Source organism: Pseudomonas sp. LFS044 (assembly GCF_047978245.1).
GTDB lineage: Bacteria > Pseudomonadota > Gammaproteobacteria > Pseudomonadales > Pseudomonadaceae > Aquipseudomonas.
The window spans coordinates 22,985-49,565 of sequence record NZ_JBFPFX010000013.1 but is presented as its reverse complement, the minus strand read 5'-3'; the positions used below and the strand labels follow the sequence as shown (position 1 = coordinate 49,565).

The following is a 26,581-nucleotide window of genomic DNA, read 5'->3' as shown; positions in this document are numbered from 1 at the left end:
GGGTCCGCAAATCGGCAAAGGGCAGGAGGATAGCAAATACTCGCCGCCCTGCCCGCCCCCGCTATCGGCTGAACACGGTGTGGGCGAAGTTCCTGCGCGGGTAGGCCGGTGGCCCGCCGCTGGCGAGGCCGGGCGGCAAGGCCAGCTTGCCGACCACGACCGGCGCGTCGATGATCGCCATGAAGGCCTCCAGGGCCTCGTTGTCCGGCACCTGCGGCAGGCTGACGTTCACCGCCTGGCGCTCGGTCTGCGGCACGGCAGGCACCTTCAACTGGCGGGAGTGGTACAGCAGGGCATGCTGGATCTGCGTGCTGACCCGGCAAAATCGTGCCAGGTCGACACCGGCATGGCTGGCCAGCTCGATATTGCCAACCAGCAGGTTGAATGGCTGCAGCGCGCAGTGCACCAGGCGCTGCAACTCATCGAAGCACTCGACCGGAGCGATCCGGTAATAGCCCAGGCCATTGAGCAGCCTTTCCAGCTGCAAGCGCTGGGACGGGTGCTCGTCGGCAATCAGGATGCGCAGGGTCTTGTTGGTCATTGGCGGACCTGGGCAGTCAGGTAGATAGGGCACGCTCCCTGACCAAACTGCGCCGGCAACAGGCAACCACCAAGGCTGAACACTTGGAGGGGTCAAGTTAGATAGTTGTCGTGAAACATCTAGAAATCAAGTTGCCAGCACACAGAATTTTCACCGGCCTTTCACCGCTTTTTCAGGATTCCCATTGGCGCATGCGCACGCGGCAATGCTTCATGGCGTTGACGATGTGCTTTTCCACCAGGCTGCGGGAGATGCCCAGGTGATCGGCAATCTGCTGGTGTGACAGGCCGTCGAGCTTGCGTAACAGGAAGCTGTCGCGGCAGGGCTTGCTCAGTTCGTCCAGGGCCTTCTGCATCAATGCAAGGCGCTGGTCGCGTTGCAGGTCATGCTGCAACTGCTGAGTGACATCCGCCTCTTGCACATCAACTGCCTCCAACGGCGCGGCCATACGCACCTGGTGGCGGCGGTGACGGTCAACGACGAGGTTAAGCGCAATACGGTACAGAAACGCCCGCGGGTGTGCGATCTGCTCGCCGCCGGCACGCTCCAGCACCCGCAGATAGGTATCGTGGGCCACGTCCTCGGCCGCCTCGCGGCTCCCCATGCGTGCAGACAGAAACCTCACCAGTTCGCGATAGTAGTGTTCCATGAGGGTACCCAAGGCCTCCTGCCAGCGGTGAAGCGCGTCGTACTGGGGATGATATCAGCGCGCAATCTTACAAATTACAATGATTCTCAGCAACTTGAGGCACTGGCGTGGTCGCGGCTAAATCGACTGCCTTCGCCTTCGTCTATTTGTGACCTGCATGGGTGCCCGCCTTTCAGGCTGGCGCCCACGCGTGGCGCCGTCCGTTCATTCATGGAGATAGACCATGCTTCGCACTGCCGCAGCCCTGGCTGCACTGACGCTTTCAGGTGTTGTTTACGCTGACCCGCAATGCTCGGTGACCATTCACGGCACCGACCAGATGACCTACGACCTCAAGACCATCACCGTGCCTGCCAGTTGCGAGCATTTCACGGTCAACCTGAAACACCCAGGCACCCTGCCGAAAAACGTCATGGGGCATAACTGGGTGTTGACCAGGAAGGATGACCTCAAGGCCGTCGCCGACGACGGCGCCAAGGCAGGCCAAAGCAATGACTACATCCAGCCGGGGGATGCCCGGGTGATTGCACACACCAAGCTGATAGGCGGCAATGAAGAGGCATCGGTTACATTCGACACCAAGGCGTTGAAACAGGGCGATGACTACGTGTTCTTCTGCTCCTACCCCTTCCATGCCACAGTGATGAAAGGCACCCTGACCGTCAGCGACTGACCCGCAGCGAACCACCCGAAGGGCATTCTGCTACGGGTACGGGGCACGCGCTTTGCAAGCTGCGCGAGGCGCCCATCCACTTGAATCGTACCGGGCTAAATTTCGCCTCTTCACCCTCGTTTAACCGGCAGTCTCCCCAACTGGCCGGACCCCTGCATGATCCACCTTCGCCTCACCCGCCGTGCTGCAATCGTCATGCTTTGCCTCGTTCCGCTGGCTGCCACGGCGGCCTGGCATCTACTGCCCGGTGAGGCGGACCAGCGCCCCTTCGTGCGCGTAGCGCGCGGCAATATCGAGTCCAGCGTTACCGCTCTGGGCACCCTGCAACCGCGTCAGTATGTGGATGTCGGTGCCCAAGCCTCCGGGCAAATCCGCACGCTGCACGTGCAAGTGGGCGACGTGGTCAGGCAGGGCCAACTGTTGGTGGAAATCGACCCGTCTACGCAACAGGCGCAACTGGACGCCGAACGGTACGCAATCGAAACCCTGAAGGCCCAGGTCAAGGAACAGCAGGCCGAACACCTGCTCGCCAAGCAGCAACTGCAGCGCCAACAACGCATGGCCGCCGATGGCGCCACCCGCGACGAGGACGTGCAGACCGCTCAGGCCAAGGTGCTGACAACCCAGGCCCGCGTCCACATGTACCAGGCGCAAATCCTCCAGGCCCAAGCCACCCTGCGCAGTGCCCAGGCCGAACTGGGCTATACGCGCATCTATGCGCCCATGAGCGGCACCGTGGTGGCGCTCGACGCCCGTGAGGGCCAGACGCTCAACGCCCAACAGCGCACACCGCTGATCCTGCGTATTGCACGGCTATCGCCGATGACTGTATGGGCCGAGGTGTCGGAAGCCGATATCGGCCAGGTCAGGGTGGGCATGCAAGCCTACTTCACTACCCTCAGTGGCGGCGATCGGCGCTGGCCGAGCACGGTACGGCAAATTCTGCCCATCCCGCCCAAGCCGCTGGACCAGCTCAGCCAGGGCGGCGGCAGCCCGGCGGCAGCCGGTGCAAACAGCGGCACCGGCAGTGGTGCCGGGCGCGTGGTGCTGTACACCGTACTGCTGGATGTCGACAACACCGACAACACACTGATGGCCGACATGACCGCGCAGATCTTCTTCGTCGCCGGCAGCGCCCAGGGCGTCCTGACCGCGCCGGTCGCCGCGCTGCAAGGCAAGCCCGATGAACCTGGCCAGCGCACTGCCCAGGTCCTGGCCGACAACGGCCAGGTACAGCAGCGCGCCGTGCGCACCGGGCTCAGTGACCGCCTGCGGGTGCAGATCATTGACGGCTTGAAGGAAGGCGATCGGCTGCTGATCGGCCCCACTGGCAGCGGAGGCTGACCATGAGCACACCGCTGATTCAGCTGTGCGGCATCCGCAAGGCCTATGGCGGTGGCGACAGCCCCACCGTGGAGGTACTGCGTGGCATCGATCTGGCCATTCATGCCGGGGAATTCATCGCCATCATCGGCACCTCGGGGTCCGGCAAGTCGACCCTGATGAACATCCTTGGCTGCCTGGACCGGCCAAGCGCCGGCCTGTACCGTTTCGCTGGCGAAGATGTGGCCGGGTTCAACGACGATGAGTTGGCCTGGCTACGCCGTGAAGCCTTTGGTTTTGTATTCCAGGGCTACCACCTGATCCCTTCGGCTTCTGCCCAGGAAAACGTCGAGATGCCGGCCATCTACGCTGGCACCCCCGCTGCTGAACGCGCCGCCCGCGCCAAGGCCTTGCTGCAGCGCCTGGGGCTGGGCGAGCGCATTGGCAACCGCCCACGGCAGTTGTCCGGTGGCCAGCAGCAGCGCGTGTCGATTGCCCGGGCACTGATGAACGGCGGGCACATCATACTCGCCGACGAGCCCACCGGCGCGCTGGACAGCCACAGCGGCACCGAGGTCATGGCCCTGCTCGATGAGTTGGCCCGGCAAGGCCACGTGGTGATCCTGATTACCCACGACCGAGAGGTCGCCGCCCGCGCACAACGCATCATCGAGGTACGCGATGGCGAGGTGGTCAGCGACAGTGCTGCCGGCAATCCGCCCCCACCTGCCAACCCCGGCGCCCTGCAGGCCGACACGCTGCGCCAGCGCCTGGCGCACGCCCACCAGGCGCGCAGCCCATGGCTTGCCGAAACCCGCGATGCCCTGGTAGCCGCTTGGCGGATGATGTGGACCAACCGTATGCGCACCGCCTTGACGCTGCTGGGCATCATCATCGGCGTGGCGTCGGTAGTGGTAATGCTGGCGGTGGGCGAAGGCAGCAAACGCCAGGTAATGGCGCAAATCGGCGCCTTCGGCTCCAACATCATGTTCATGAACGGTGCTCCCGCCACCCCGCGTGCACCGCCAGGCAATATCCGCCTCAGCGACGTACAGGCGCTGGCTGAACTGCCCCAGGTCAAATCGATCATGGCCGCGACCACCCTGCAGGCCGAGGTGCGCCACGGCAACAGTGAAATGACCTCGACCATCGGCGGCTACAGCCCGGCTTTTCCGGCGATCCTGAACTGGCCGGTGGCCGAAGGCAGCTTTTTCGACGACAACGACATGGCGTCCGGCGCCGCCGTCGCAGTCATAGGTTCCGAGGTTCGCAAAAGACTCTTCAGCGACGGTCAGGACCCGATCGGCCGCTACATTCTGGTGGAGAACGTGCCCTTTCAGGTCATTGGCGTGCTCGCCAGCAAAGGCTCCAGCGGCGCCAACCAGCGCAACGATCTGCGCATCGCCATCCCCTACTCGGCTGCACGTATTCGCCTGTCCGGTGTCGAGCACCCCGAGTACGTGATCATCGCCGCCACCGACAGCACCCTGGTCCAGGAGGCGGAACAGGCCATCCGCAGCCTGATGACCACCCTGCATGATGGTGTGCAGGACTTCGAGATAGACAACAGCGCCGCCTTGATCCAGGCCGAGGCCCAGACGCGCAACGGCCTGTCGCTCATGCTCGGAGCCATCGCCGCCATCTCGCTGCTGGTGGGCGGCATCGGCGTGATGAACGTGATGCTGATGACGGTGCGCGAACGCACTCGCGAGATCGGCATTCGCGTGGCCACCGGGGCTCGTCAGCGCGACATAATGCGCCAGTTTCTGACTGAAGCCGTGGTGCTGTCGTTGGTCGGTGGCCTGACAGGCGTGGCCCTGGCACTGTTGATCGGCGCCGGCCTGAACCTGGCGAAGGTAGCCGTGGCCTTTTCCACCCTGGCCATGTTCGGCGCCTTCGCCTGCTCGGTCGCCACCGGTGTGATCTTCGGTTTCATGCCAGCCCGCAAGGCCGCCGGGCTCGACCCGGTTGCCGCCCTGTCCAGTGAATGACCCATGACCAAAGCCCCATATGCCCTGATCCCCCTGCTGGCACTGCTCGGCGCCTGCACCCAGAACACGCCCGTGGACAGCGCTATCGCGCCACCGTCCAGCTGGCAAAGCCCAGCCGCGCCCCAGGCGCAGGCCGCACATTTCGAACGATGGTGGGCGAGCTTCAACAGCCCGCAGCTGGCACGGCTGATAGACCAGAGCCGCAGTGGCAGCTACGACCTCAAAGCGGCCATGGCGCGGGTACGCCAGGCAGGTGCCGATGTGCGGGTCGCCGGCGGCACGCTGCTGCCCCGGCTCGATGCAAGCGCCGACGCTTATCGCCAGCGCTTGTTGAAGGGCCAGGGCTACAGCGAACTGGACGCCTCCAGCAGCGAGCGTACCTACCACTATTTCAGTACGGCACTCACGGCCAGCTATGAAGTGGACTTCTGGGGGCGCAACGCCGCGGCTCGCGACAGCGCCCGGCACAGCCTCCAGGCCAGCGAACGGGATCGCGATACCCTCGAACTGAGCCTGGCAGGCCAGGTGGCCGACACCTACCTTGCAGCCCTGGCCGCGCGCGAACAAACCCGAATTGCCACGATGAACCTGGGCAATGCGCAGAAAGTCCTCGACGTGGTGCGCGCCCGCCACCAGGCCGGCTCCGCCACCGCACTGGAGCTGGCCCAGCAGCAAAGCCTGGTTGCTGGCCAGCAACGGCAGTTGCCGCTTTACCACCAGCAAGCCCGCGACGCGCTGATCACCCTCGCCACCTTGCTGGGCGAGCCCGTACAAAACCTGCAATTGGAAGACTTGCCTTTCGAGCAGATGCAGGGGCCCGCGATCGATGCCGGCATCCCCAGCCAGCTGCTGACACGCCGCCCCGACATCGCCGCTGCGGAGGCACGCCTGGCCGCCGCCCAGGCCGACGTGCGCGTGGCACGTGCCGCGCTCTTTCCAAGCCTGACCCTGAGCGCCAGCGTGGCCACCGGCGACCGCCAGGTCGCTGACCTGTTGCGTAACCCGGTGCTCAATCTGGGGGCGGGCCTGACCGCGCCAATCTTCAACAACGGCCAATTGCGCGCCGAACGCGACAAAGCTCAGGCGCGCCAGGAAGAACTACTGGAAGCCTACCGTGGGGTGTTGATCACCAGCTTCGGCGAGGTCGAAAAAGCGCTCAACAGCGTCGATGGCCTGGACCGTCAGGCCCGCTGGCAACAACAAGAACTGCAGCAGGCGCAACGCGCCTTCGACCTTGCCGAAAGCCGCTACCGTGCAGGTGCAGAAGACCTGCTCAGCGTGCTGCAGGCACAAAGCAGCCTGTTCAATGCCCAGGCCGAGCGGGTGTTGCTGCGCAGGGATCGCCTGCAGGCCAGCGTGGCGCTTTACAAAGCCCTGGGCGGCGGCTGGGCCACCCAGCGCCTGTGACGCCCCTGGCGTAGCAGCGGCTGGCATCGCGCGTGTTGCGGCTACAGCCCATCCTTGCGCGGCCCTGGCGCCAGATACTGGGCAAACCATGGCCGGCTCGGCGGCACGCGCTTCATCAAGCGATCAGCCTCCTGCTCGGGGCTGAAGATCACTTGTAACGCCAGCTTCATGGTTTCGATATCCAGCTCGCTACCGCCACCATTGCCTTTGCCCCAGGCACCACAACCCTGGCTGGATGGCCCCAGCCACGGCTGCGCCACGCGCACCCAACGCCCTGGCGCGAACCAGGGAATGCCGTTGACGGTCAAGCGTCGCACCTCCCCTGGGTGCGCCTGCTCATGGGCCAGGAACCAGTCATCTAGACGGTCGTCGATCCAGCCATGGAACGCCCAGAACACCGGGTTCACATGGGAGGAAAACGGGTCGCCGAGAAAGTCGTTGCCGGCCCCGAACCAACGCTCGGAAAAATCATAGTTACGTCGCGCATAGGCCATTGGCCAGCCCGTGTTCGGGTCCTGGCCCATGGCCGCCCAGCGCATGTGCAGCCAGTCGTGAATACCCAACTCGATACGCGAGCCCAGCTCCCCAAGGCACAGCGTGCTGAGGTATGCAGGGTCATGCAATTGCGACTCCCACAGCTGGAAGTTGGCGTACAGGCCCTCACGGCTCTTGATGTAGTACAGCCACTGATTGAACGCGTCATCGTCGTCAGCCTGCCAGCACGGCGGCACACTGTAGCCAGTAAGGTTGTTCATGTAGTCGGCAAACGCCTGCACGTTCTCGCCCACGTAGGGGCGCGGGGTTGGCAGGCTCGCCCACGAGCGCAGGTCCTGCACCTGGCGCACACCCTGCAGCATGTGCCGATGCATGAACAGGAAATCCTCGCCCGAACCGTTGCGGTGACGATCATGACCGCGGGCATTGCGTTCCTTGCCCAGGGGCCCGGCCTGCCAGCCCAGTGCACGCACGGCCTGGCGCCGTGACTCGTCGATACGGTGCCAGCGGTCGCGGGTGGCGTGCCACAACTGATGAAAGTAGCGCCAGCCCGGCGAAATCAGCTGCTCGTGCAGCTCAGGCGCATAGGCGAGCCGTTCACGCGCAGGCACGAAGGGCCGACGACTGGCGACGAACCGCCCCTTGGGCCCGGAGAAACCGGGCTGGGTACCTGCAGGGCGCACCTGGCCGCTGATGGTCGCGCCGCCACCACCTTGGCTCCAGCCCTCCCAGATCTCATCCAGCACCGCTTCGCAGTCATAACGCTGGCCACCGGCCGAGACCAGTTGCAAGCGCAGGTGCGGCAGCCGCTCGGCAGCCAACGGCCCGTATACCTGAAAACCGTCGCCGTAGGGCGGTCGCCCCAGGTAGCCGCGCACGGCCCGCGCGCCCTGCCCTACGTCCAGCAGCAGCTCCAACGGCTGGGCGAGTTCACGCAGCGCCGATTCGCCCTCCACCAGGTGCCACTCCCAGATCCCCGCCAGGCGCTCACCCAGCAGTGCATTGGGTACATCGTCCACCGGCACCGCCGGCTCGTCGGAACTGAGCTCGGCCTCCTGGGCCTCGTCCCATTTCTGCCAGGCGTAATAACCCGCAGGCAGCGCTACACCGGCGGCCACAAGCCCTGCCAGCATTCCTCGGCGTGACACCTTCATCCACTGTACTCATGACGTGACTACTCCAGCGGAAACGAACGGTCACAAGGACGATTTAGGCGTTTGGTAAATTCTTCCGCCATCGACTCGTATCACCCAACAAGTTCGAACGGCATGGGGCCGTCGTCCAGTCGGGTCGAAATGGCAATGACGAAACACCTTCTTCTATCGCGCAAGTGGCCCTGGCTGTTGGCCCTGGCCTTGTTGCTGGCCACTGCGGGTGCCGGCGCCTGGTGGTACTGGGTGTACCTGCCGGCGCATCCCTACAGCCGGGACATCGTGCAGCGGGCCAACGCCCTGCAGGAGCGCATCCTGGCGCTTGACGCCCACCTGGACGTCCCCCTGAGCTATGGCACCGACGGCCGCGAAGCCAACCGTGACGGGCCTACCCAGTTCGATCTGGTCAAGGCCGGCAAGGCGCGCCTGCGCGGCGCCTCGATCGCCATCTGGTCATGGCCCGAGTTCTGGAGCGGGCCCAACTGGCCGCACCGCCCCACCGCCGGCTTCCAGGCCGCCATGGCCAATGAACTGGAGGTGCGCTACAAGATCATCACCGGCATCGCCCGGGACTTCCCCAATCAGGCCGGCATTGCCTACACCCCGGCAGACTTCCGCCGCCTGGCCGACGAAGGCAAGTTTGCCATCGTCATCAGCATGCTCAACGCCGCACCGCTGGGCGACGACGTCGACAAACTCGACCTGTGGGCCGCGCGCGGCGTACGGGTATTCGGCCCCGGCTACGTAGGCAACAACAGCTGGGTGGATTCGGCACGCCCGCTACCCTTCCTGGGTGACTCGCTCGACCCGCTGGGTGGTCTGTCGCCGCTGGGCCGCCGCGCGGTAGCCAAGCTCAACGACCTGGGCGTGGTCATCGACGTCTCGCAGATGTCCAGCCAGGCCCTCTCCCAGGTCACCCAGCTGAGCCGCGCACCGGTGATCGCCTCGCACACCGGCGTGCAGGGCATGATGGACATCCGCCGCAACCTCAGCGACGCCGACCTGGCCCACATCAAAGCCACCGACGGCCTGGTCAACATCGTCGCCTATTCCAAATACCTCAAGCCTTTCTCGCGCGATGCCATCGCCAGGATGAACGCCCTGCGTGAACGCTACGGGTTGCCCGACGTGCAGAACCAGACCCAGATGGGCACCACCACCGACCCGGTGTTCTCGATCTGGTCAGAGAAGAAGTTCGGCGAATTCCTGACCCCCTTCTACGACATCCTGGGCCAGGAACCCGAAGCCACCCTGGCTGAATACGTCGATTCCATCGACTACGCGGTGAAGAAGATTGGCATCGACCACGTCGGTATCAGCTCGGACTTCAACGACGGTGGCGGCGTGATCGGCTACCAGAACGTGGGCGAGAGCCGCAACGTCACCGCTGAGCTGATACAGCGCGGCTACTCCGATGAAGACATCGCCAAACTATGGGGCGGCAACTTCCTGCGCGTGTGGGACACCGTCCAGAAGGCCGCCAAGCCGGCCAACTCTCCTGTCGCTCAACTACAAGGACACCCATGAAACGCCTTGACCTGCTACTTGCCCTAGGTTGCCTTTCGCTGTCGGCCCACTCATTCGCCGCCGACCCGAGCGAACCCGGCAAGGTATTCACCGACTGCCAGAAGAACTGCCCGGAAATGGTGGTGCTGCCCGCCGGCAGCTTCGTGATGGGCACCCCCGATGACGAGGTGGGCAAGCAGGACGACGAAAACCCGCTGCACACAGTGACCTTTGCGCGCCCCTTCGCGGTCAGCCGCTTCACCATCACCGCCGAGCAATGGCAAGCGTATGCCAAAGCCACCGGCACTGTACTGCCCGACGGCGACCACCGCCCCGGCCGCCTGTGCCAGAACGGCAAGCCGCACTACGCCCAGGGCCCGCGCCAGCCGGCGGTGTGCATGACGTGGTTCGAGGCCCGCGACTACATCGCCTGGCTGGCCAAAACCACCGGCAAGCCCTACCGCATGCTCAGCGAAGCGCAACGTGAATACGCTGCCCGCGCCGGCTCCAAGGGTTCGTTCCCCTTCCCGTTCGACAAGGAAGGGGAATATACGATCAGCAAACATGCCAACGTCTACGGGCCAACCGACGGCTTCTCGTTCACCTCGCCAGTCGGCAGCTTCCCGCCCAACGCCTTCGGCATGTACGACATGCACGGCAATGTCTACGAGTGGGTGGAAGACTGCTGGCACACCGACTACGTCGGCGCCCCTACCGACGGCAGCGCCTGGACCACCGGCGGCAGTTGCGAACATCGCCAGATCCGCGGCAACGACTACAGCGAACCGGCGATTTTCTCGCGTTCGGGCAACCGCAACGAGCGCGAACCGGACGTCCGCGGTGACTGGCTGGGCTTTCGCGTAGCCCGCGAGCTCGACGCCAACGGCCAGCACTGACCACAGGGAGAACCACCATGAGTGCTTTGAGTCGACGACGCTTCGTCACCACCGCCGCGCTGGCCAGCGTCGCCCCTGCCCTGCCTGCCTGGGCAACGCAAGCGCCTGCCAGCACTGGCATAGACCCGATCTTTGGCGATGACATCGTGCGCCTGGACTACAACGAAAGCCCGTATGGTCCGTGCCCGTCAGCGGTCAAGGCGCTCGAGCTCGGCGCCCGCCAGAGCGGGCGTTACTACTACGAACAACAGGTGCGCCTGATCGAACTGTTCGCCCGGCAGAATCAAGTACCCCGCGACCACGTGGCCGTGTTCTGCGGGTCGCGATCACCCCTGCAGTACGCGCTGGCGCGGTACGCTGGCCAACGCTCTGTAGTCACGGCCGCGCCCACCTACGACTCGGTGGCTGCCGGCGCCAGGAGCGTGGGCGCGGCAGTGCACGAGGTGCCGCTCGATGCCCGCCACGCCCATGATGTGCGCGGTATGTTGGCCGTCGACAGCAACCCCGGGGTTATCTACCTGTGCAACCCCAACAACCCCACAGGCACGCTCACCCCACGCGCCGACATCGAGCATGTGGTCAAGCACAAACCCGCCGGCTGCCTGGCGATCATCGATGAAGCTTATATCCATTTCAGCGACGCCCCACCGTGCCTGGACCTGGCCGTGCAGCACGATGATGTCATGGTCCTGCGCACCTTCTCCAAGCTGTATGGCATGGCAGGCGCACGCCTGGGGCTGGCCATCGCCAGGCCTGCAGTGCTGAACGACCTGCAGCGGCTCAATGGGCGCAACTTCATTTCGCTGGCGGCCTCCCTGGGGGGCATCGCCTGCCTCGAACAGGCAGATCTGGTCAGCGAACGCAAGCGCACCAACCAGCAGGTGCTGCTGGACACCACCCAGCGCCTGCGCGCCGCCGGCTACCGCTGCACGGACGCCCAGGCGAACTGCTTCATGATAGCGCTCGGGCGCCCTGCGCAACCGGTGATCGAGGCACTGGCCGAGCGCAAGGTCCGGGTGGGACGCGTGTTCGATGCGTGGCCTGACTGGATGCGCGTGACCGTGGGTACCCCGCAGCAGATGCAGGCGTTTCTGGCGGCCTTTGACCAGGTCATGAAGGCTCGATGACGGGCACGCGCCGCCGCTGGATCCTGGCGCTCGTGCCGCGCCTGACCTCTCTATTCGCGCATGTGTGCACTTAACCTGCGCCCGATGCCTCACAAGGAGTACACCATGTCACCGCAACCTAAAAGCGCGCTGCGGGAGTTGTTCATCCTGCTGCGTCCGTTCAAGTACACCGTGCTGGGGTCAGTCCTGCTGGGCGTGATCGGCGGTTTGAGCATTACCGTCCTGCTGGCCACCATCAATCGCTCGCTGCATGCCCAGAGCGGCCTGGGCCAGGGGGTGGTATGGCTGTTCGCCGGGTTGTGCCTGGTGGCGTTGTCCAGCTCGATCTTTTCCGACCTGGGCACCAACCGCGTGGGCCAGTACATCATCGCCACGTTGCGCAAGGAACTGGGCGAAAAGGTGCTGTCCGCACCCATCGAGCAGATCGAGCGTTATCGCAGTCACCGCCTGATCCCGGTACTGACCCATGACGTGGACACCATCAGCGACTTCGCCTTCGCCTTCGCCCCGCTGGCGATCTCCATGACCGTGACGCTGGGCTGCCTGGGCTACCTCGCGCTGCTGTCATGGCCGATGTTCCTGTTGATGCTGGTGGCCATCGCTCTGGGCACCGCCGCGCAGTACCTGGCCCGGGCCAAAGGCATGAAGGGCTTCCTGGCGGCGCGCGATGCCGAGGACGAGCTGCAGAAGCATTACAACGCCATCGCCGCAGGCGCCAAGGAGCTACGCATCCACCGGCCACGTCGGCAACGCATGTTCAGCCGCCACATCCAAGGCACTGCCGACCGCATCCGCGACACTCAGATTCGCTCGATCAATACCTTCGTCGTGGCCAAAAGCTTTGGCTCCATGCTGTTCTTCGTGGTGATCGGCGCGGCGCTGGTGCTGCAGTCCCTGTGGCCGGCCGCAGATGCCTCGGTGATGAGCGGCTTCGTGCTGGTGCTGCTGTACATGAAGGGCCCACTGGAACACCTGGTAGGCACCTTGCCCATCGTCAGCCGCGCGCAGATCGCCTTCCGCCGCATCGCCGAGCTGTCCGAACAGTTTTCTTCGCCCGAGCCGCACCTGCTGCTGGAGGATCGCAAGAGCCAACTGACCGGCCTCAACACGCTGCAGATGCGTGATGTACGCTATGCGTTCCCGCCTGTGGAGGGTAGCGCGCCCTTCGTGCTGGGCCCGGTGAACCTCGAGATCAAGCAGGGCGACATCGTTTTCATCGTCGGCGAGAACGGCTGCGGCAAAACCACCCTGATCAAGCTGCTGCTGGGGCTGTATGCGCCGCAGCAGGGGGAGATCCGCATCGATGGTCAGGCCATCGACGCAAAACACCGCGATGACTACCGCCAGCTGTTCACCACTATTTTTGCCGACTACTACCTGTTCGACGACCCTGCCATGGGATCGCAGCAAGTGCCGGAAAGTGCCCAGACTTACCTCAAGCGCCTGGAGATCGCACACAAGGTGAGTATCCGCGATGGCGTGTTCAGCACCACCGATCTGTCCACCGGGCAACGCAAGCGCCTTGCGCTGATCAATGCCTGGCTGGAAGAGCGCCCGGTGCTGGTGTTCGATGAATGGGCGGCAGACCAGGACCCTACATTCCGCCGTGTGTTCTACACCGAACTGCTGCCGGAACTGAAAAAACTGGGCAAGACCATCATCGTCATCAGCCATGACGACCGCTATTTCGACGTGGCCGACCAGTTGGTGCGCATGGAAGCAGGCAAGGTGCTCTGCGAGCTGAACGTTGCGTGATTGCCGAAGCCGCCGGCAGCCTTGCGCTGCCGGCGGTTTGCATTTCAGCCCTGCTGCCGCAACCAGTGGGCTGCAGCCTGGTACAGCGTTTCTACCCCGCCATTGATCACCCCCGACATCCTCAGGTAGTCGTGGGTCAGCCCCTTTTCCTCCCTCAGGTGCACCGGCGTACCACCCCGCTGCAGGAACGCGGCATAGGCCAGCCCTTCATCGCGCAGCGGGTCGTATTGCGCCACGCTGACGTAAGCGGGCGCCAAGGGCGGCATATCAGCAGCCAACAGCGGCGACACCTGCCAATCCTCGCGCTTGCCCAGCGTGTCGAGGTAGTGCTGGTAGAACCAGTCCATGGTCTTGTGCTCCAGCAGGTAACCCTCGGCGTAAGCGCGGCTTGACGGGTACGTGACCGAGGCGTCGCAGACCGGGTAGAACAGCACCTGCGCCGCCAGCGCGAAGCCGGCGTCAGCACCTTGCAGGGCAGCGGTGCGCGCCAGCAACGTGGCCAGGGTGGCGCCAGCGCTATCCCCCGCCGCCACGATCCGCCTCGCGTCCAGGCCCAGTTGTGCGGCATTGTCGGCCAGCCAACAGGCGCTGTCGTGGGCGTCGTGCACTGCGGCCGGAAAGCGATGTTCGGGCGCCAGGCGATAGGCGGGGGCCAGCACCGCATAGCCAGTGGCTTGCGACAGGCGACGACAGACCATGTCATGGGAGTCCAGGCTACCGACCACGTAACCGCCGCCATGGAAATAGAGGATCACCGGCCCCTGGTTCTGACAGGCAGGAGCACGGTACAGCCGCGCCGGCAACCGTGCGCCGTCGCGGGTGGGAATCTGCAGCGGGGTGACCGCGGTATCTTGCGGCGGGGCGGGGTCGAGCAACAGGGCACTCAGCTCGAACTCCTCGCGCGCCTGCTCGACACTCTGCTCATGCATGGGCAGGCTTTTACCGGTAGCCCTGCCAAGCTCCACCAATTCCAGAAAAGCTTCCAGATCGGGATGCAGCGACATCTTTGATTCTCCTTGAAGAACGGACTTCATACACGTGAAAGCAAGAAGCCCCACGCGCCGACAGCGCGGCCATGAAGCGGCCGGTCCGGGGTGCGATGGGGCACAGTCATATCGAAGGTCTGACGCAGTCGGAGCAGCGCCCGACAGCCGCCGCTCCGTGCGCTGGGTGGTTAGGCAGACACCTCGTTGGCCAGAGCGTGGGCCACCCCATCCAGCAAGCGCGAATGCCTGAGAATGCTGTAATGATCGGTGTCCAGCGCTACCTGGGTCGACGCGACAGCCACTTGCCGTTCGAAATCTGTGAGCACCTGCCCAACCGCGGCCTGTGCCCACCAGAAGCCCACCGCCCCGGACAGCATCGGCAACGTCAGTGCTTGCAACGACAAGGCGCGCAACCGCAACCCGACAATGAACGCCTGGGCCAGGTCTTCGGCATCGAACCCCGTCCCTGCGTCAGCGCCTGTGGCGAAGTACGCCGTGAGCTGTGGCAACGACGGCAAGGTTGAGGCCTGGTGGGTCGAAGGCAACGCACCGGCAGGCTTGACGACATTCATTACCTGACAGAAACCGGCCAGTTCCTGGCGCCAGTCAAAGGCCTCGGATGCTGCGGCAGGCTCGGCCTCACCCGGGATGAAGCTGTCCACCAGCGATACATGCTCCACAACCTGCCCCTGCTGCTGCAATTCAGCGGCCACCAACACCGCAAGGACGCCGCCCAGCGACCACCCCAGCAAGCGATAAGGGCCGCTGGGCTGCTTCTGGCGAATGTACTGGGCATAGTCGATGGCCATGGCGGGCAATGACTCGTCCTGCCAGCCCGGGTCCAGCAGCATCCGGCACTGCACGCCGTAAACGCTGCACTCGCCCGTCAGGCGACGTGCCAAAGGCTCGTAGTCGAACACCGTGCCGAACCCTGCATGCAGGCAGAACAGCGGCGGTACGCCGCTCACCGGCTCATTGAGCAACAGCAGCGGGTCCAGTGCCCCGGCCGTCGGCTCGCTGTAACCGGACAGTTCAGCGATCGTCGGCCGGGTCATGAGGTCACGCAGTTTGAGTTCAAACCCTTCACGTTGAAGGCTGCGCACGCGCGATATCACTTTCAGGCTGCGCAGCGAGTCGCCGCCCCGTTCGAAGAAGTTGTCCGTCACCCCCACCCTTTCCACGCCCAGCACATCGGCCCATATCTGTGCCAATTGCTCCTCGAACAGGTTGCGCGGCGCAACATGACGCGCCGCAGGCTCGCTGAAGTCCGGGTCGGGCAGCGCCTTGCGGTCCACCTTGCCGTTCGGGTTGAGCGGCAGGGCGTCCAGCACCAGAACACGGGCGGGCACCATGTAATCGGGCAGCAGCGCACGCAGCTGCTCGCGCAGCGACTCGCCGATGTCCTCGCTGGCGGAGCTGGTGACATACCCCACCAGGCGCTTGTCGGCGCCCTCGCCCAACACGCTCACGACCGCATCGCGCACGCTTTCGCAGGCACGCAGGCGCGCCTCGATTTCGCCAAGCTCGATACGGAAGCCGCGAATCTTAACCTGCTGGTCCAGACGCCCCAGATAGTCGTAGATGCCGTCGGCGCGCCGGCGCACCAGGTCGCCACTGCGGTACAACCGGCCACCGGCCTGGAACGGGTTGGCCACGAAACGCTCGGCGGTGAGCCCCGGACGCTGGTGATAACCCCGCGCCAGGCCCTCGCCGCCGATGTACAACTCACCGGCCACGCCATCGGGCAACAGGTTCAGCTGATCGTCCAGTACGTACAACTCACGCGCGCCCACGGCTTCACCAATCGGCGCGATCGGGCCGCCGCAAGGCTGATCACCAGCGACCTTCCACAGCAGCGGGGTCACCACGGTTTCGGTCGGGCCATAGCCATTGGTCAGGTAGCGCGGTTGCAGGCTGGCCTTGACCAACTCGAAAGTCGCCTGCGCCACCGCGTCGCCGCCGAAGCAGTAAGTGTGCACTGCGGGCGGCGGCAACACCTCTGTGGCAGCCTGCTCGGCCAGTTGCTGCAGGTAGGCCGGCGGGAAACAGGCGATGGTGATCGCCTGGTCGCGCAGCACCTGCAGGGTCTGCTCGGCGGTCCATAGCTGGCTGTCACGCATTACCAGCCGCCCTCCGGCCAGCATCGTCGACAGCCAGCGCTCTTGGGCGCCGTCGAAGGCGAAGGACATGAACAGCAGCTCGCGGGTGTCACGGTCCATGCCGTAGCGTTCGATGATCGCCTGGCAGTGCATGCTCAACGGCCCATGGCTCACCGCCACGCCCTTGGGCTGGCCGGTGGAACCCGAGGTGTAGATCATGTAGGCCAGGTTCTGCTCGTTTACCCGTACCTGCAGTGCGCTGCCGGGCTGGGCCGCCAGGTCCAGGCCTTCCAGGACCAGGCATCCGGACCCCGGCGTGACGGGCAGACGTGCCAGCAGCGCCGAGTGGGTCAGCAGCAGCGCCATGCCCGAATCCTGGATGATCCATTCCAGGCGTTCACGAGGGTAGTCGATGTCCAGCGGCACGTAGGCCGCGCCGGCCTTGAGCACGGCATAGAACGCCACGATGCTGTCCACCGAACGTTCCAGGGCCACTCCAACCCGGCTTTCCGGCCCGATACCCCGCGCTACCAGCACGTGCGCCAGCTGGTTGGCACGCTGCTCCAATGCTCCATAGCTCAGGGATTGCTCCGCGCAGACCACCGCTATGGCATCGCCTGAGCGCTGCGCTTGGGCGGCAATCAGCTCGGCCACCGAGGTGCGCGCCGGCAGGGCGGTGGCCGCCGCCGGCAACCCAGGGGCGCACAGGGGCAAGTTGCCCAGGCATGCCTCGGGGTTGGCCAGGATGGCGTCGAGCAGGGTGTCGAACGCGGCGACGATGTTCGCAACCACCGGCTCACTGAAGCGGTTGCGCAGGTAGAGGAACTCGATGCTCAGGGTGTTGCCCAGGTTCACCGCCAGGTCCATGGCGTAGTTGGTAACATCCCGCGTTTGCACCTGCCCGAAGCTCAAAGGGCCGCCTACGCCTTGCTGCAAGCGGTCATCGATCGGGTAGTTCTCGAACACGATGATGCTGTCGAACAGGGGCAAGCCACTGCGGCCGCTCCAGCGCTGGATGTCGGCCAGCGAGGTGTGCTCGAAGTCGCGGGCCTCCAGGTTGTAGGTCTGCAGCGCCTGCAACCACTGCGAAACAGGCTGGGTAACAACGGGGCGCTGAATCACCGGGATGGTATTGATGAACAGGCCCAGCAGTTTGTCGGCACCGACCACGTCTGCCGGTCGGCCGGCCACGGTGGCGCCGAAGCACACGCGGTCCTGGCCGGTGTAGCGTTGCAGCAGCAGCAACCACACGGCCTGGATCAAGGTGTTGGGCGTGATCCGCTGGCGTTGGGCGAAGTCCTGCAGCGCCTGGGTTCGCGCCTGGTCCCACTTCAGGTAGAGCGCGGCATGCCCGGGCAATGGCGCCGCAGGCTGCGGCAATGCGTCGGCGAGCAGCGTCGCGGCACCCTCCCCGTCCAGTTTTTCTTCCCAGAAGCGCTGGGCGGCCTGCAGGTCCTGGCGCTGCAACCAGTCGATATAGTCACGGTAACGGCACGTTTGGGCCTCGAGGGCCTGGCCTGCGTAGCTGGCCAGCACATCGGCAATCAACCGTGAGGCGCTCCAACCGTCCATCAACAGGTGATGGCTGGTCCAGATCAGATGATGACGGTCCGCCAGGCTTATCAGGGTCAGCCGCATCAGTGGCGCCTGGGCCAGGTCGAAACCACGGCGACGATCATCCAGCACCTGTTGCGCCAACTCATCGTCGCTCACTGCTCTGGACGACCAGTCCAGCAGGCGAATGTCCAGCTGCGCCTGGCGCTGCACCAGCTGCACCGGTTCAACCAAAGGTGCCCCTTGATGGAAGCTTGTGCGCAGGATCGGATGATGGGCAACCACTTGTTGCCAGGCGTCGATGAAACGCGTGGCATCCAGCCCGGTGACCGGCACGCTGGTCTGGTTGATGTACAGGTCTGCCTGATCGTCTTCGCTGGCATGGAACAGCATGCCCTGTTGCATGGGCGACAGCGGGTAGATGTCTTCGATGTGCGCTGCCGCAACGGGCAGGCTGTCCAGTTGCACTTGATCGAGGCCAGACAGCGGCACGTCCGATGGGGTGATGCCCGCCACTTCGCCGCTGACGCAATGGGCGATCAGGGCCTTGAGCTCGGCGGCGTATTCATCCGCCAGCTGCTGCACCGATTCCGGCTTGAACATCTCCCGGCTGAAGCTCCAGCCCAGGCTCAGCTCCCCCCCATAGACGCGACCATTGATGGACAGCCAGTTACCCAGAGGCGCTTCGCTGCTCAGGCTGGCGCCGCTGCTTTCTGCTGCCGGGGTCAGCAGCCCGGCCCCTTGGCCGCCCTCGCCCGTGGGCTCGGCGAAGCTGCCGTCGAATTGCCCCAGGTAGTTGAACGTGATGCGCGGCACCGGCAAGGCGGCCAAGGCCTGACGGGTGGGCTCATCGGCAAGGTAGCGCAACGCACCAAAGCCCACCCCTTTGTCGGGGATAGCCCGCAGCTGCTCCTTGATGCACTTGAGCGAATGCGCGAGCGATGGCGCAGGGCTGAGCTTGACCGGGAACATACTGGTAAACCAACCCACGGTACGGGTCAGGTCCACGCTGTCGAACAGGTCCTCGCGGCCATGCCCCTCCAACTGCACCAGCACATGCTCGGCCGCAGTCCAGCGCGCAATCACTCGAGCCAGGGCGGTCAGCAACAGGTCGTTGACCTGGGTGCGATAGGCCGCCGGCGCCTGTTGCAACAGGGCGCGGGTATCCTCGGCATTCAAGCGGGTATGGGCGACCGCCATGTGTACCCCTTGCAGCGACCCTGAAGGGTTGTCGCAAGGCAGATCGGCCTGCACATCCGTCAACAGGGCTTGCCAGTACGGCAACTGCTCGAGCCCGATGCCTTGGGCATAATCGCGCAGGTTTTCGGCCCATGCACGGGTAGAACTGGTCTTGGCCGGCAGACTGACGGGCTGCCCTGCCCGCAGTTGGCCATACGCGGTCTGCAGGTCTTCCAGCAGGATGCGCCAGGACACCCCGTCCACCGTCAGGTGGTGAATCGCCAGCAACAGCCGTTGGCCGCCATCGGGCAAGGTGGCGAACACCGCGCGCAGCAATGGCCCCTGGGCCAGGTCGAGGCTGCGCTGGGCGCGCTCGCACAAGGCTTCCAGCGCCGTGACATCGGCCACCGTCTCGTGCCAGAAGCACGACGGTTGCTGCGCGACGTCCTGGTAATGGCCCTGCCAACCACCGTTATCGGCCTGGGTGAAACTCAAGCGCAAGGCATCGTGGTGGGCGATCAACGCCTGCAGCGCACCCTCCAGTACCTGAGCGTCCAAGGCCTCGACCGGCTGCAGTAACAGGGCCTGGTTCCAGTGATGCCGCTCCGGGATCGACTCATCGAAGAAATACTGATGGATCGGCAGTAGCAGGGCCCGGCCTGTGACAGGTCCCTGGTCGATCAGCATTTCACCCTGCTCGCCCTGCCTGGCCACCGTGGCCAGCCCCTGCACGGTCTGGTGCTGGAACAGCTGCTTGGGCGTGAAACGGATGCCCGCCTGGCGCGCTCGGCTGACTACCTGGATCGAGATGATCGAGTCGCCACCCAATTCAAAGAAGTTATCTGCAAGCCCCACGCGGTCCAGTTTCAACACATCGGCCCATACCGCTGCAATCTGTTGTTGCAAGGGCGTTTCCGGGGCCACGAAGGTTTGCCGCACGTGTGTGGAATCAGGTGCCGGCAGTGCCTTGCGGTCGAGTTTGCCGTTTGTGGTGAGTGGCCAGGCAGTCAAGAACACCTGGTGCGCGGGCACCATATGGTCCGGCAGGCCGGCCAGCAGGTAATCCCGCAGTTCGCTGCGCAATTGATGCTCAGCGGCCAGCTGCAGCGGCTGCGCCTCATTGGTGATCAGGTAGGCAACCAGCTGCTTGCCGCCAGGGCCGTCGACAGCCAGCACCACCGCCTCGCCAACGCGAGGGTGCGCCTGCAGGCGCGCTTCGATTTCACCCAACTCGATCCGGAAGCCGCGGATCTTCACTTGATGATCGATACGGCCCACATAGTCGATGCCGCCTTCGGCGCGGTAGCGCGCCAGGTCACCGGTACGGTACAGCCGGCCGCCGCCCTGAGGGCTGCGGTCGAACGGGTCGGGAATGAAGCGTTCCGCGGTCAGCGCCGGGCGCTGATGATAGCCACGCGCAAGCCCCGCCTGGCCGATGTGCAGTTCGCCATGGCTGCCGGCCACGGCCAGGTTGAGGTTGGCGTCCAGCAGGTACCAGGACAAATCGGGAATGACCTCGCCGATCGGGCTCAGGCCTTCGCGCTGCACATCGGCCAGCCGCAACGGGCGGTAGGTGACGTGCACCGTGGTTTCGGTGATGCCGTACATGTTGATCAACTGGGGGCGCTGGTCACCGAAGCGCTCGAACCACGGCCTGAGGCTGGCGATATCCAGCGCCTCGCCGCCAAACACGACGTAGCGCAAGGCCAGCGCCGCCGGGTCATGTACCGGCTGGCAGGCAATGGCAGCCAGTTGCTTGAACGCCGACGGTGTCTGATTGAGTACCGTAACTTGCTCATGTACCAGCAGGGCATGAAAGTCCTCCGGCGAGCGCGCCACGTCGCGCGGGACGATGACCGCCCGGGCGCCATGCAGCAGCGCGCCGAACAGCTCCCACACGGAAAAGTCGAAGGCATAGGAGTGGAAGACGCTCCAGACATCCTCGGCATTGAACTGGAACCAGCCCTGGGTGGCCTGGAACAGACGCATCACATTGGCATGCGGCAGCAACGTCCCCTTGGGCCTGCCGGTGGAGCCCGACGTATAGATCACATAGGCCAGGTTCTCAGGCGACGTCTGGTTGTCCAGGTCATGGAGGTCGTCAGCGTCGAGCGCGGGTTCGTCCTGCCCCAGCACCAGGCTCTGCACCCCCGGGGCCAAGGGCAGCTGCCCCGAGAGGTCGGGCTGCGTCAGCAGCAAGGTGATCCCACTGTCTTCGATCATGTAGGCCAGGCGGTCCTCGGGGTATTCGGGGTCCAGGGGCACATAGGCACCACCGGCCTTGAGAATCCCCAGCAGCCCAACCACCATGTCCAGGCTGCGCGCCATGGCAACGCCCACCCGCACGTCCGGGCCTACGCCCAGGCCCCGCAACTGGCGAGCCAAGCGGTTGGCGCGCTGATTGAGCTGGCGGTAGGTCAGTTGTCGGCCCTCGCACGTCACAGCTACCGCCTGCGGCGAACGGGCGGCATGGGCCTCGATAGCCTGGTGCAAGCACTGCTCGACCTGCTGCTGCGCCGGCGCCGGGTTCCAGGCCTTGATGACCTGCTGGCGGGCTTGTGCATCAAGCAGCGCCAGGTCGGCGATACGCGCTTCAGGCTGCTCGACGATGCTTTGCAGCAGTACGCGCCAGTTATCGGCCAAGGCCTGCACGGTCTGCCGGTCGAACAGCGCGGTGGCGTAGCTCAACGAGGCGCCCAGGCCGTGCTCATGCTCGAAGGTGTTCAAGGTCAGGTCGAACTGCGCACTGTGGCGCTCCCACGACAGCCGCTGCAGTGTAAGGCCCGGCAGCGCTTGGGTTTCGCCACGCACCTGGGTCTGGTGATTGAGCATCACCTGGAACAACGGGCTGTGGCTCAGGCTGCGTTCTGGCTGCAGCGCTTCCACCAGTTGCTCGAACGGCAGGTCCTGATGGGCCTGGGCCGCCAGGGCAGTGTCCTTGACCTGCCCCAGCAGCGCGCTGAAGGACACCTGCGGATCGCAGTCGGCGCGCAGCACCTGGGTATTGACGAAAAAGCCGATCAGGCGCTCGATCTGCGCTCGATTGCGGTTGGCGATCGGCACTCCCACGCGGATGTCCCGTTGCCCTGAGTAGCGGTGCAGCAACACCTGAAAACTGGCCAGCAGGACCATGAACAACGTTGCATTGTGCTGCCTGGCCAGCGCCTTGAGCGCTTCGGCAAGCGCCTCATCCAGCACGATCTCATGGTTGGCCCCGACCAGGCTCTGCACGGCCGGGCGCGGGCGGTCGGTGGGCAGCTCCAGCACCGGCTGCTCGCCGCCCAACTGCTGTTTCCAATACGCCAGCTGGCGATCCTGCTCACCGGCTTGCATCCACTGCCGCTGCCATGCTGCGTAGTCGGCGTATTGCACCGCCAGCTCAGGCAGTGGCACCACCTGGCCAGTGCAGAAACCGGCGTAGTAATGCTCCAGCTCTTCGACCAGGATGGGCATCGACCAGCCATCGGTAACGATATGGTGCAAGGTGAGTATCAGCACATGGTCGTCATCCGCCAGGCGCAGCAGTTTCACCCGCAAGAGCGGGGCTTGCGCGAGGTCGAAGGGGCGTTGGGTTTCCCTTTCGATCTGGCCCTTGAGCCACCCCTCCAGCGCCTCGCCCGCTGGCGGGGCGACCGGCTCGGCCTGCAGTGCGAATGGCATGTGCGCATGCACCACTTGCACCGCCTGCCCGGCCTCGATCTGGAAGCTCGTGCGCAAGGTTTCATGGCGCACTACCAGCGCGTCGAAACTGCGGGCCAGCGCCGCGACGTCCAACTGCCCCCGCAGGCGCAACGCCGCCGGGATGTTGTACGCGCAGCTTTCGGGCTCCAGTTGCCACAGGAACCATTGCCGGTGCTGCGCATAGGACAGGCTCAGCGGCAGGGTACGATCCACGGTTGTGAAGGGCGGCGCACTGTCCAGGCTGCCCTGCCCTGCCAACGCCGCAAAGCTTGCCAGTACCGGCGTCTCGAACAAGGTGCGCAAGGGCAGGTCGATGTTCAGCACCTGGCGCAACCGCGAAATCACCTGGGTAGCCAGCAGCGAATGCCCACCCAGCTCGAAGAAGTTGTCGTAACGCCCTACGCGCTGCACCTTGAGCACCTGGGCCCAAAGGCTGGCGATAGCGTGCTCGTGACCGCCTTCGGGTGCCACGTACCCGGCACCAAGGGTGGCCTGCGGGGCGGGCAGCGCCTTGCGATCGAGCTTGCCATTGACCGTCAATGGCAACGCCTGCAGGAAGATCAGGTGCGCAGGGACCATGTGATCCGGCAGCAGCCCCCGCAGGTAATCGCGCAGTGCGTTGCGCAGCGTGTCCTGTTGCGGGGCGTCAGCGGCGCGCTCACCTTCGGTCAGCAGGTAGGCGACCAATTGCTTGCCGCCCGGCCCATCCCTGTCGAGCACCACTGCCTTGGCAATGGCTTCATGGTTTTGCAGTTTGGCTTCGATTTCGCCCAGCTCGACGCGGAAACCACGAATCTTGACCTGGTGATCGATACGTCCCCGGTAGTCGATGACGCCATCGATCCGGTAGCCGGCAAGGTCACCCGTACGGTACAGGCGCCCACCGCCCAGCGGGCTGTCATCGAACGGGTCGGGGACGAATCGCTCGGCGGTCAAACCCGGGCGCCCATGGTAACCGCGCGCCAGGCCGGCGCGGCCGACATGCAATTCCCCCTGGCAACCGGGTGCGACCAGGTTGAAATCGTGGTCCAGCAGGTACCAGGAGAGGTCATCGATGACCTCGCCAATCGGGCTGGCGCCTTGCAACGCCAGGTCGGCGCGGCTCAACGCTCGGTACGTGACATGCACCGTGGTTTCGGTAATGCCGTACATGTTGATCAACTGCGGATGCTGGTCGCCGAAATGCTCGAACCAGGGGGCAAGGCTGCTGACGTCCAGGGCCTCGCCGCCAAACACCACGTAGCGCAGCGCCAAGGCCAGATGACGGTTGGCGGGCGCGCAGGCGACCGCAATCAATGGGGCGAAGGCCGACGGCGTCTGGTTAAGCACCGTGACCCGTTCACGTACCAGCAAGGCATGAAAGTCCTCGGCCGACCGCGCCACATCCCGCGGCACGATCACTGCGGTGGCGCCATGCAACAGGGCGCCGAACAGCTCCCACACGGAGAAATCGAATGCATAGGAATGGAACACGCTCCAGACGTCGTTCTCATCGAAATGAAAATCTGCCTGTGTCGCCTGGAACAGGCGTGTCACGTTCTGATGGGGCAGCAAAGTGCCCTTGGGCTTGCCCGTGGAACCCGAGGTGTAGATGACGTAAGCCAGGTTGCCCGGATGGGTGATATTGGCAAGGTTGGTGTCAGGGTAGCCATCCAGCGCCGGTATCTGATCGAGCTCGATGCACCTTACCCCTTCGACCTCGGGCAACTGGCCGCGCGATTGGCTATGTGTCACCAGCAAGGTGATGGCGCTGTCGGCCAGCATATAGGCCAGCCGCTCCTGCGGGTACTCAGGGTCCATCGGCACGTAGGCGCCGCCCGCCTTGAGAATGGCCAACAGGCCTACCACCATGTCCACGCCACGCTCCAGCGCGACCCCCACGCGCACGTCCGGCCCTACCCCCGAGGCCCGCAGCTGGTGCGCAAGGCGGTTGGCTCGGCGGTTGAGCACGTCGTAGGTCACCCGCTGCTCGCCCGCCACGACGGCGATGGCGTGGGGCGCCCTGGCCACTTGCGCCTCGATGCAGGTATGCAGGCAGCGTTCGGCCGGGTAATCCGTCAGCGCGGGGTTCCACTGGGCAATGACGCGGCGCTGCTCCTCGGCATCCAGCAGCGTCAGCTCGGCAAGGGGCCGCTCGGGCGCCTGAAGCAGACCGTCCAGCACCTGCAGCCAATAGCGCCCCAGACGCTCGATGGTCTCAGGGCTGAACTGCCCTGGGTCATATTCGACTGTCCCGCTGATGGCCTCGGGGGCATAGTCGACATCCAGTGACAAGGCGAACTTGGCCCGCTGCGGGCCCGTCGGCAGGAAGTCGACGGCCACTTCCCCCAGCCGCAGCGCCGTCGGCCCGTCGCCGTCCACTCGCCAGTTGAACAAGGTCTCGAATGTGGCAGCAGCCTGCCCCTGTTGCTCGAGCATCTCGATCGGCCAGTCGGCATGCTCCAGCAGGGCCAGGGAGTGGCGGCGGATGGCCTGCAGGAACGCCAGCCCGGTCATCGCGCCGTCGACCTGCACCCGGTACAGCTGGGTGTTGACGAAGTAACCCACCAGCTCCTGGATCTGCGCGCGGTTGCGCGCGGCATTAGGCACCCCTACGCAGAAATCGGACTGGCCGCTGTAGCGCGCCAGCAACAGCTGCCAGGCGCCCAGTACGAAGGCGAAGGGTGTCAGCCCGAGCACTTCGCATTGCGCGTGCAGACGTGCCAGCAGTGCCTGGGGCACGCTGATGCGCTGCAAGGCCGCGACGCTCGGCTGCGCAACCTGAAGCGGGCGATCCGACGGCAAGGCCAAGGGCGCGATGTCCCCTGCCAGGTAGTCCTGCCAGTAGGCCTGAGCCCGTGCGTAGTCGGCAGTGCCGGGGTACACATGGCGTTGCCAGTGGGCATAGTCCGCGTATTGCACAGGCAGTGCCGGCAAGGGCGCGGTATCACCCTGCAGGGCCTGGGCATACGCCAGGGTCAGGTCACGCAGCAGGATGGGGTTGGACCAGGCATCGGAGACAATATGGTGCATGTTCAGGAACAGCACATGCTCCTCGGGCCCGAGCTCGAAAAGCACACAACGCAGCAACGGCGCCTGGCTCAGCTCGAAGGGCTGAAGGGTCAACGCTTGCAGGCGCTCGGCCAATGCCTGGCGGCGCTCGACTTCGCTCGATGCGGCCAGGCGCTCGACCTGCAGCACCGGGCGCACCGTTGCCACGACCTGCATAGGCTGGCCATCGACCGCTTCGAAACCGGTCCGCAGGATTTCATGACGCGCCACCACCCGCTCCAGCGCCGCCTCCAGCACAGGCACTTGCAAGGGCCCCGTCAGCCGCAGCGCGCGCGCCAGGTGGTAGGCCGAACTGGCAGGGTCCAGCTGCTGCAGCACCCACAGACGTTGCTGAGCGAAAGACGCCTGACACGTCAACGGCCGACCCAAAGGCCGAATGACCCCTGGATCGTCCCTGTCGTCAGCCATCAACAGCGCCAGCAGATCATCATCGGTCAGGGGGGTGGAAGACATCAGTGTCGGCCTCGTTTCGAAGGAGCGGGAATTGGATCGTCCTCAGATGACGAAAGGCCTGTGG

General features: G+C 64.9%; 13 protein-coding genes. 8 read left to right on the top strand and 5 right to left on the bottom strand.

Annotated elements, in window-relative coordinates:
* Positions 1 to 61: 61 nt before the first annotated feature.
* Both ACNQPL_RS13095 and ACNQPL_RS13090 read right to left on the bottom strand, forming a co-directional pair.
* A complete protein-coding gene (locus tag ACNQPL_RS13095; protein WP_346615625.1) occupies positions 62 to 541 on the bottom strand; it encodes a histidine kinase in 480 nt (159 codons plus the stop codon).
* Between the two features lie 172 nt (positions 542 to 713).
* Positions 714 to 1,202 (bottom strand): sigma-70 family RNA polymerase sigma factor, encoded by a 489-nt coding sequence (locus ACNQPL_RS13090; protein WP_346615624.1) that lies wholly within the window; start codon positions 1,200 to 1,202, stop codon positions 714 to 716.
* Between the two features lie 211 nt (positions 1,203 to 1,413).
* Between ACNQPL_RS13090 and azu the strand changes: the two genes are divergently transcribed.
* The 4 genes from azu to ACNQPL_RS13070 all read left to right on the top strand — a co-directional run bounded on the left by azu (position 1,414) and on the right by ACNQPL_RS13070 (position 6,584).
* Positions 1,414 to 1,863 carry an azurin gene (azu, locus tag ACNQPL_RS13085; RefSeq protein WP_416466975.1) on the top strand — a complete coding sequence of 150 codons (450 nt, stop codon included), beginning with the start codon at positions 1,414 to 1,416 and terminating at the stop codon, positions 1,861 to 1,863.
* 156 nt (positions 1,864 to 2,019) lie between these two features.
* Positions 2,020 to 3,207 carry an efflux RND transporter periplasmic adaptor subunit gene (locus ACNQPL_RS13080; RefSeq protein ID WP_416466974.1) on the top strand — a complete coding sequence of 396 codons (1,188 nt, stop codon included), beginning with the start codon at positions 2,020 to 2,022 and terminating at the stop codon, positions 3,205 to 3,207.
* Between the two features lie 2 nt (positions 3,208 to 3,209).
* Positions 3,210 to 5,177 (top strand): MacB family efflux pump subunit, encoded by a 1,968-nt coding sequence (locus ACNQPL_RS13075; RefSeq protein ID WP_346615621.1) that lies wholly within the window; start codon positions 3,210 to 3,212, stop codon positions 5,175 to 5,177.
* 3 nt (positions 5,178 to 5,180) lie between these two features.
* Positions 5,181 to 6,584: an efflux transporter outer membrane subunit gene (locus ACNQPL_RS13070; protein ID WP_416466973.1), complete on the top strand. Its 1,404-nt coding sequence runs from the start codon at positions 5,181 to 5,183 to the stop codon at positions 6,582 to 6,584.
* Positions 6,585 to 6,625: 41 nt separating this feature from the next.
* Here the strand turns inward: ACNQPL_RS13070 and ACNQPL_RS13065 are convergent, their stop codons facing one another.
* The gene (locus tag ACNQPL_RS13065) at positions 6,626 to 8,233 is read right to left on the bottom strand and encodes a PvdJ/PvdD/PvdP-like protein (RefSeq protein ID WP_416466972.1); all 1,608 of its coding nucleotides are present in this window, start codon (positions 8,231 to 8,233) and stop codon (positions 6,626 to 6,628) included.
* Between the two features lie 147 nt (positions 8,234 to 8,380).
* Here ACNQPL_RS13065 and ACNQPL_RS13060 point away from each other — a divergent pair, with 147 nt between their 5' ends.
* The 4 genes from ACNQPL_RS13060 (at position 8,381) to ACNQPL_RS13045 (ending at position 13,514) form a co-directional block, all read left to right on the top strand.
* The gene (locus tag ACNQPL_RS13060; RefSeq protein WP_346615618.1) at positions 8,381 to 9,757 is read left to right on the top strand and encodes a dipeptidase; all 1,377 of its coding nucleotides are present in this window, start codon (positions 8,381 to 8,383) and stop codon (positions 9,755 to 9,757) included.
* Entirely contained in the window at positions 9,754 to 10,632 is an 879-nt protein-coding gene (locus tag ACNQPL_RS13055; protein WP_346615617.1) for a formylglycine-generating enzyme family protein, read from the top strand. Before ACNQPL_RS13060 ends, ACNQPL_RS13055 begins: the two co-directional genes overlap by 4 nt.
* Before the next feature lie 17 nt (positions 10,633 to 10,649).
* Complete coding sequence (locus ACNQPL_RS13050) at positions 10,650 to 11,759, top strand: aminotransferase class I/II-fold pyridoxal phosphate-dependent enzyme (RefSeq protein WP_346615616.1); 1,110 nt, start codon at positions 10,650 to 10,652, stop codon at positions 11,757 to 11,759.
* Positions 11,760 to 11,864: 105 nt separating this feature from the next.
* Positions 11,865 to 13,514, top strand: a complete 1,650-nt coding sequence (locus ACNQPL_RS13045; RefSeq protein ID WP_346615615.1) for a cyclic peptide export ABC transporter — start codon at positions 11,865 to 11,867, stop codon at positions 13,512 to 13,514.
* A gap of 44 nt (positions 13,515 to 13,558) precedes the next feature.
* Here ACNQPL_RS13045 and ACNQPL_RS13040 read toward each other — a convergent pair whose 3' ends face one another.
* Complete coding sequence (locus tag ACNQPL_RS13040; RefSeq protein ID WP_416466971.1) at positions 13,559 to 14,518, bottom strand: alpha/beta hydrolase; 960 nt, start codon at positions 14,516 to 14,518, stop codon at positions 13,559 to 13,561.
* A gap of 170 nt (positions 14,519 to 14,688) precedes the next feature.
* Positions 14,689 to 26,517 (bottom strand): amino acid adenylation domain-containing protein, encoded by an 11,829-nt coding sequence (locus ACNQPL_RS13035; protein WP_416466970.1) that lies wholly within the window; start codon positions 26,515 to 26,517, stop codon positions 14,689 to 14,691.
* Between the last annotated feature and the right edge of the window lie 64 nt (positions 26,518 to 26,581).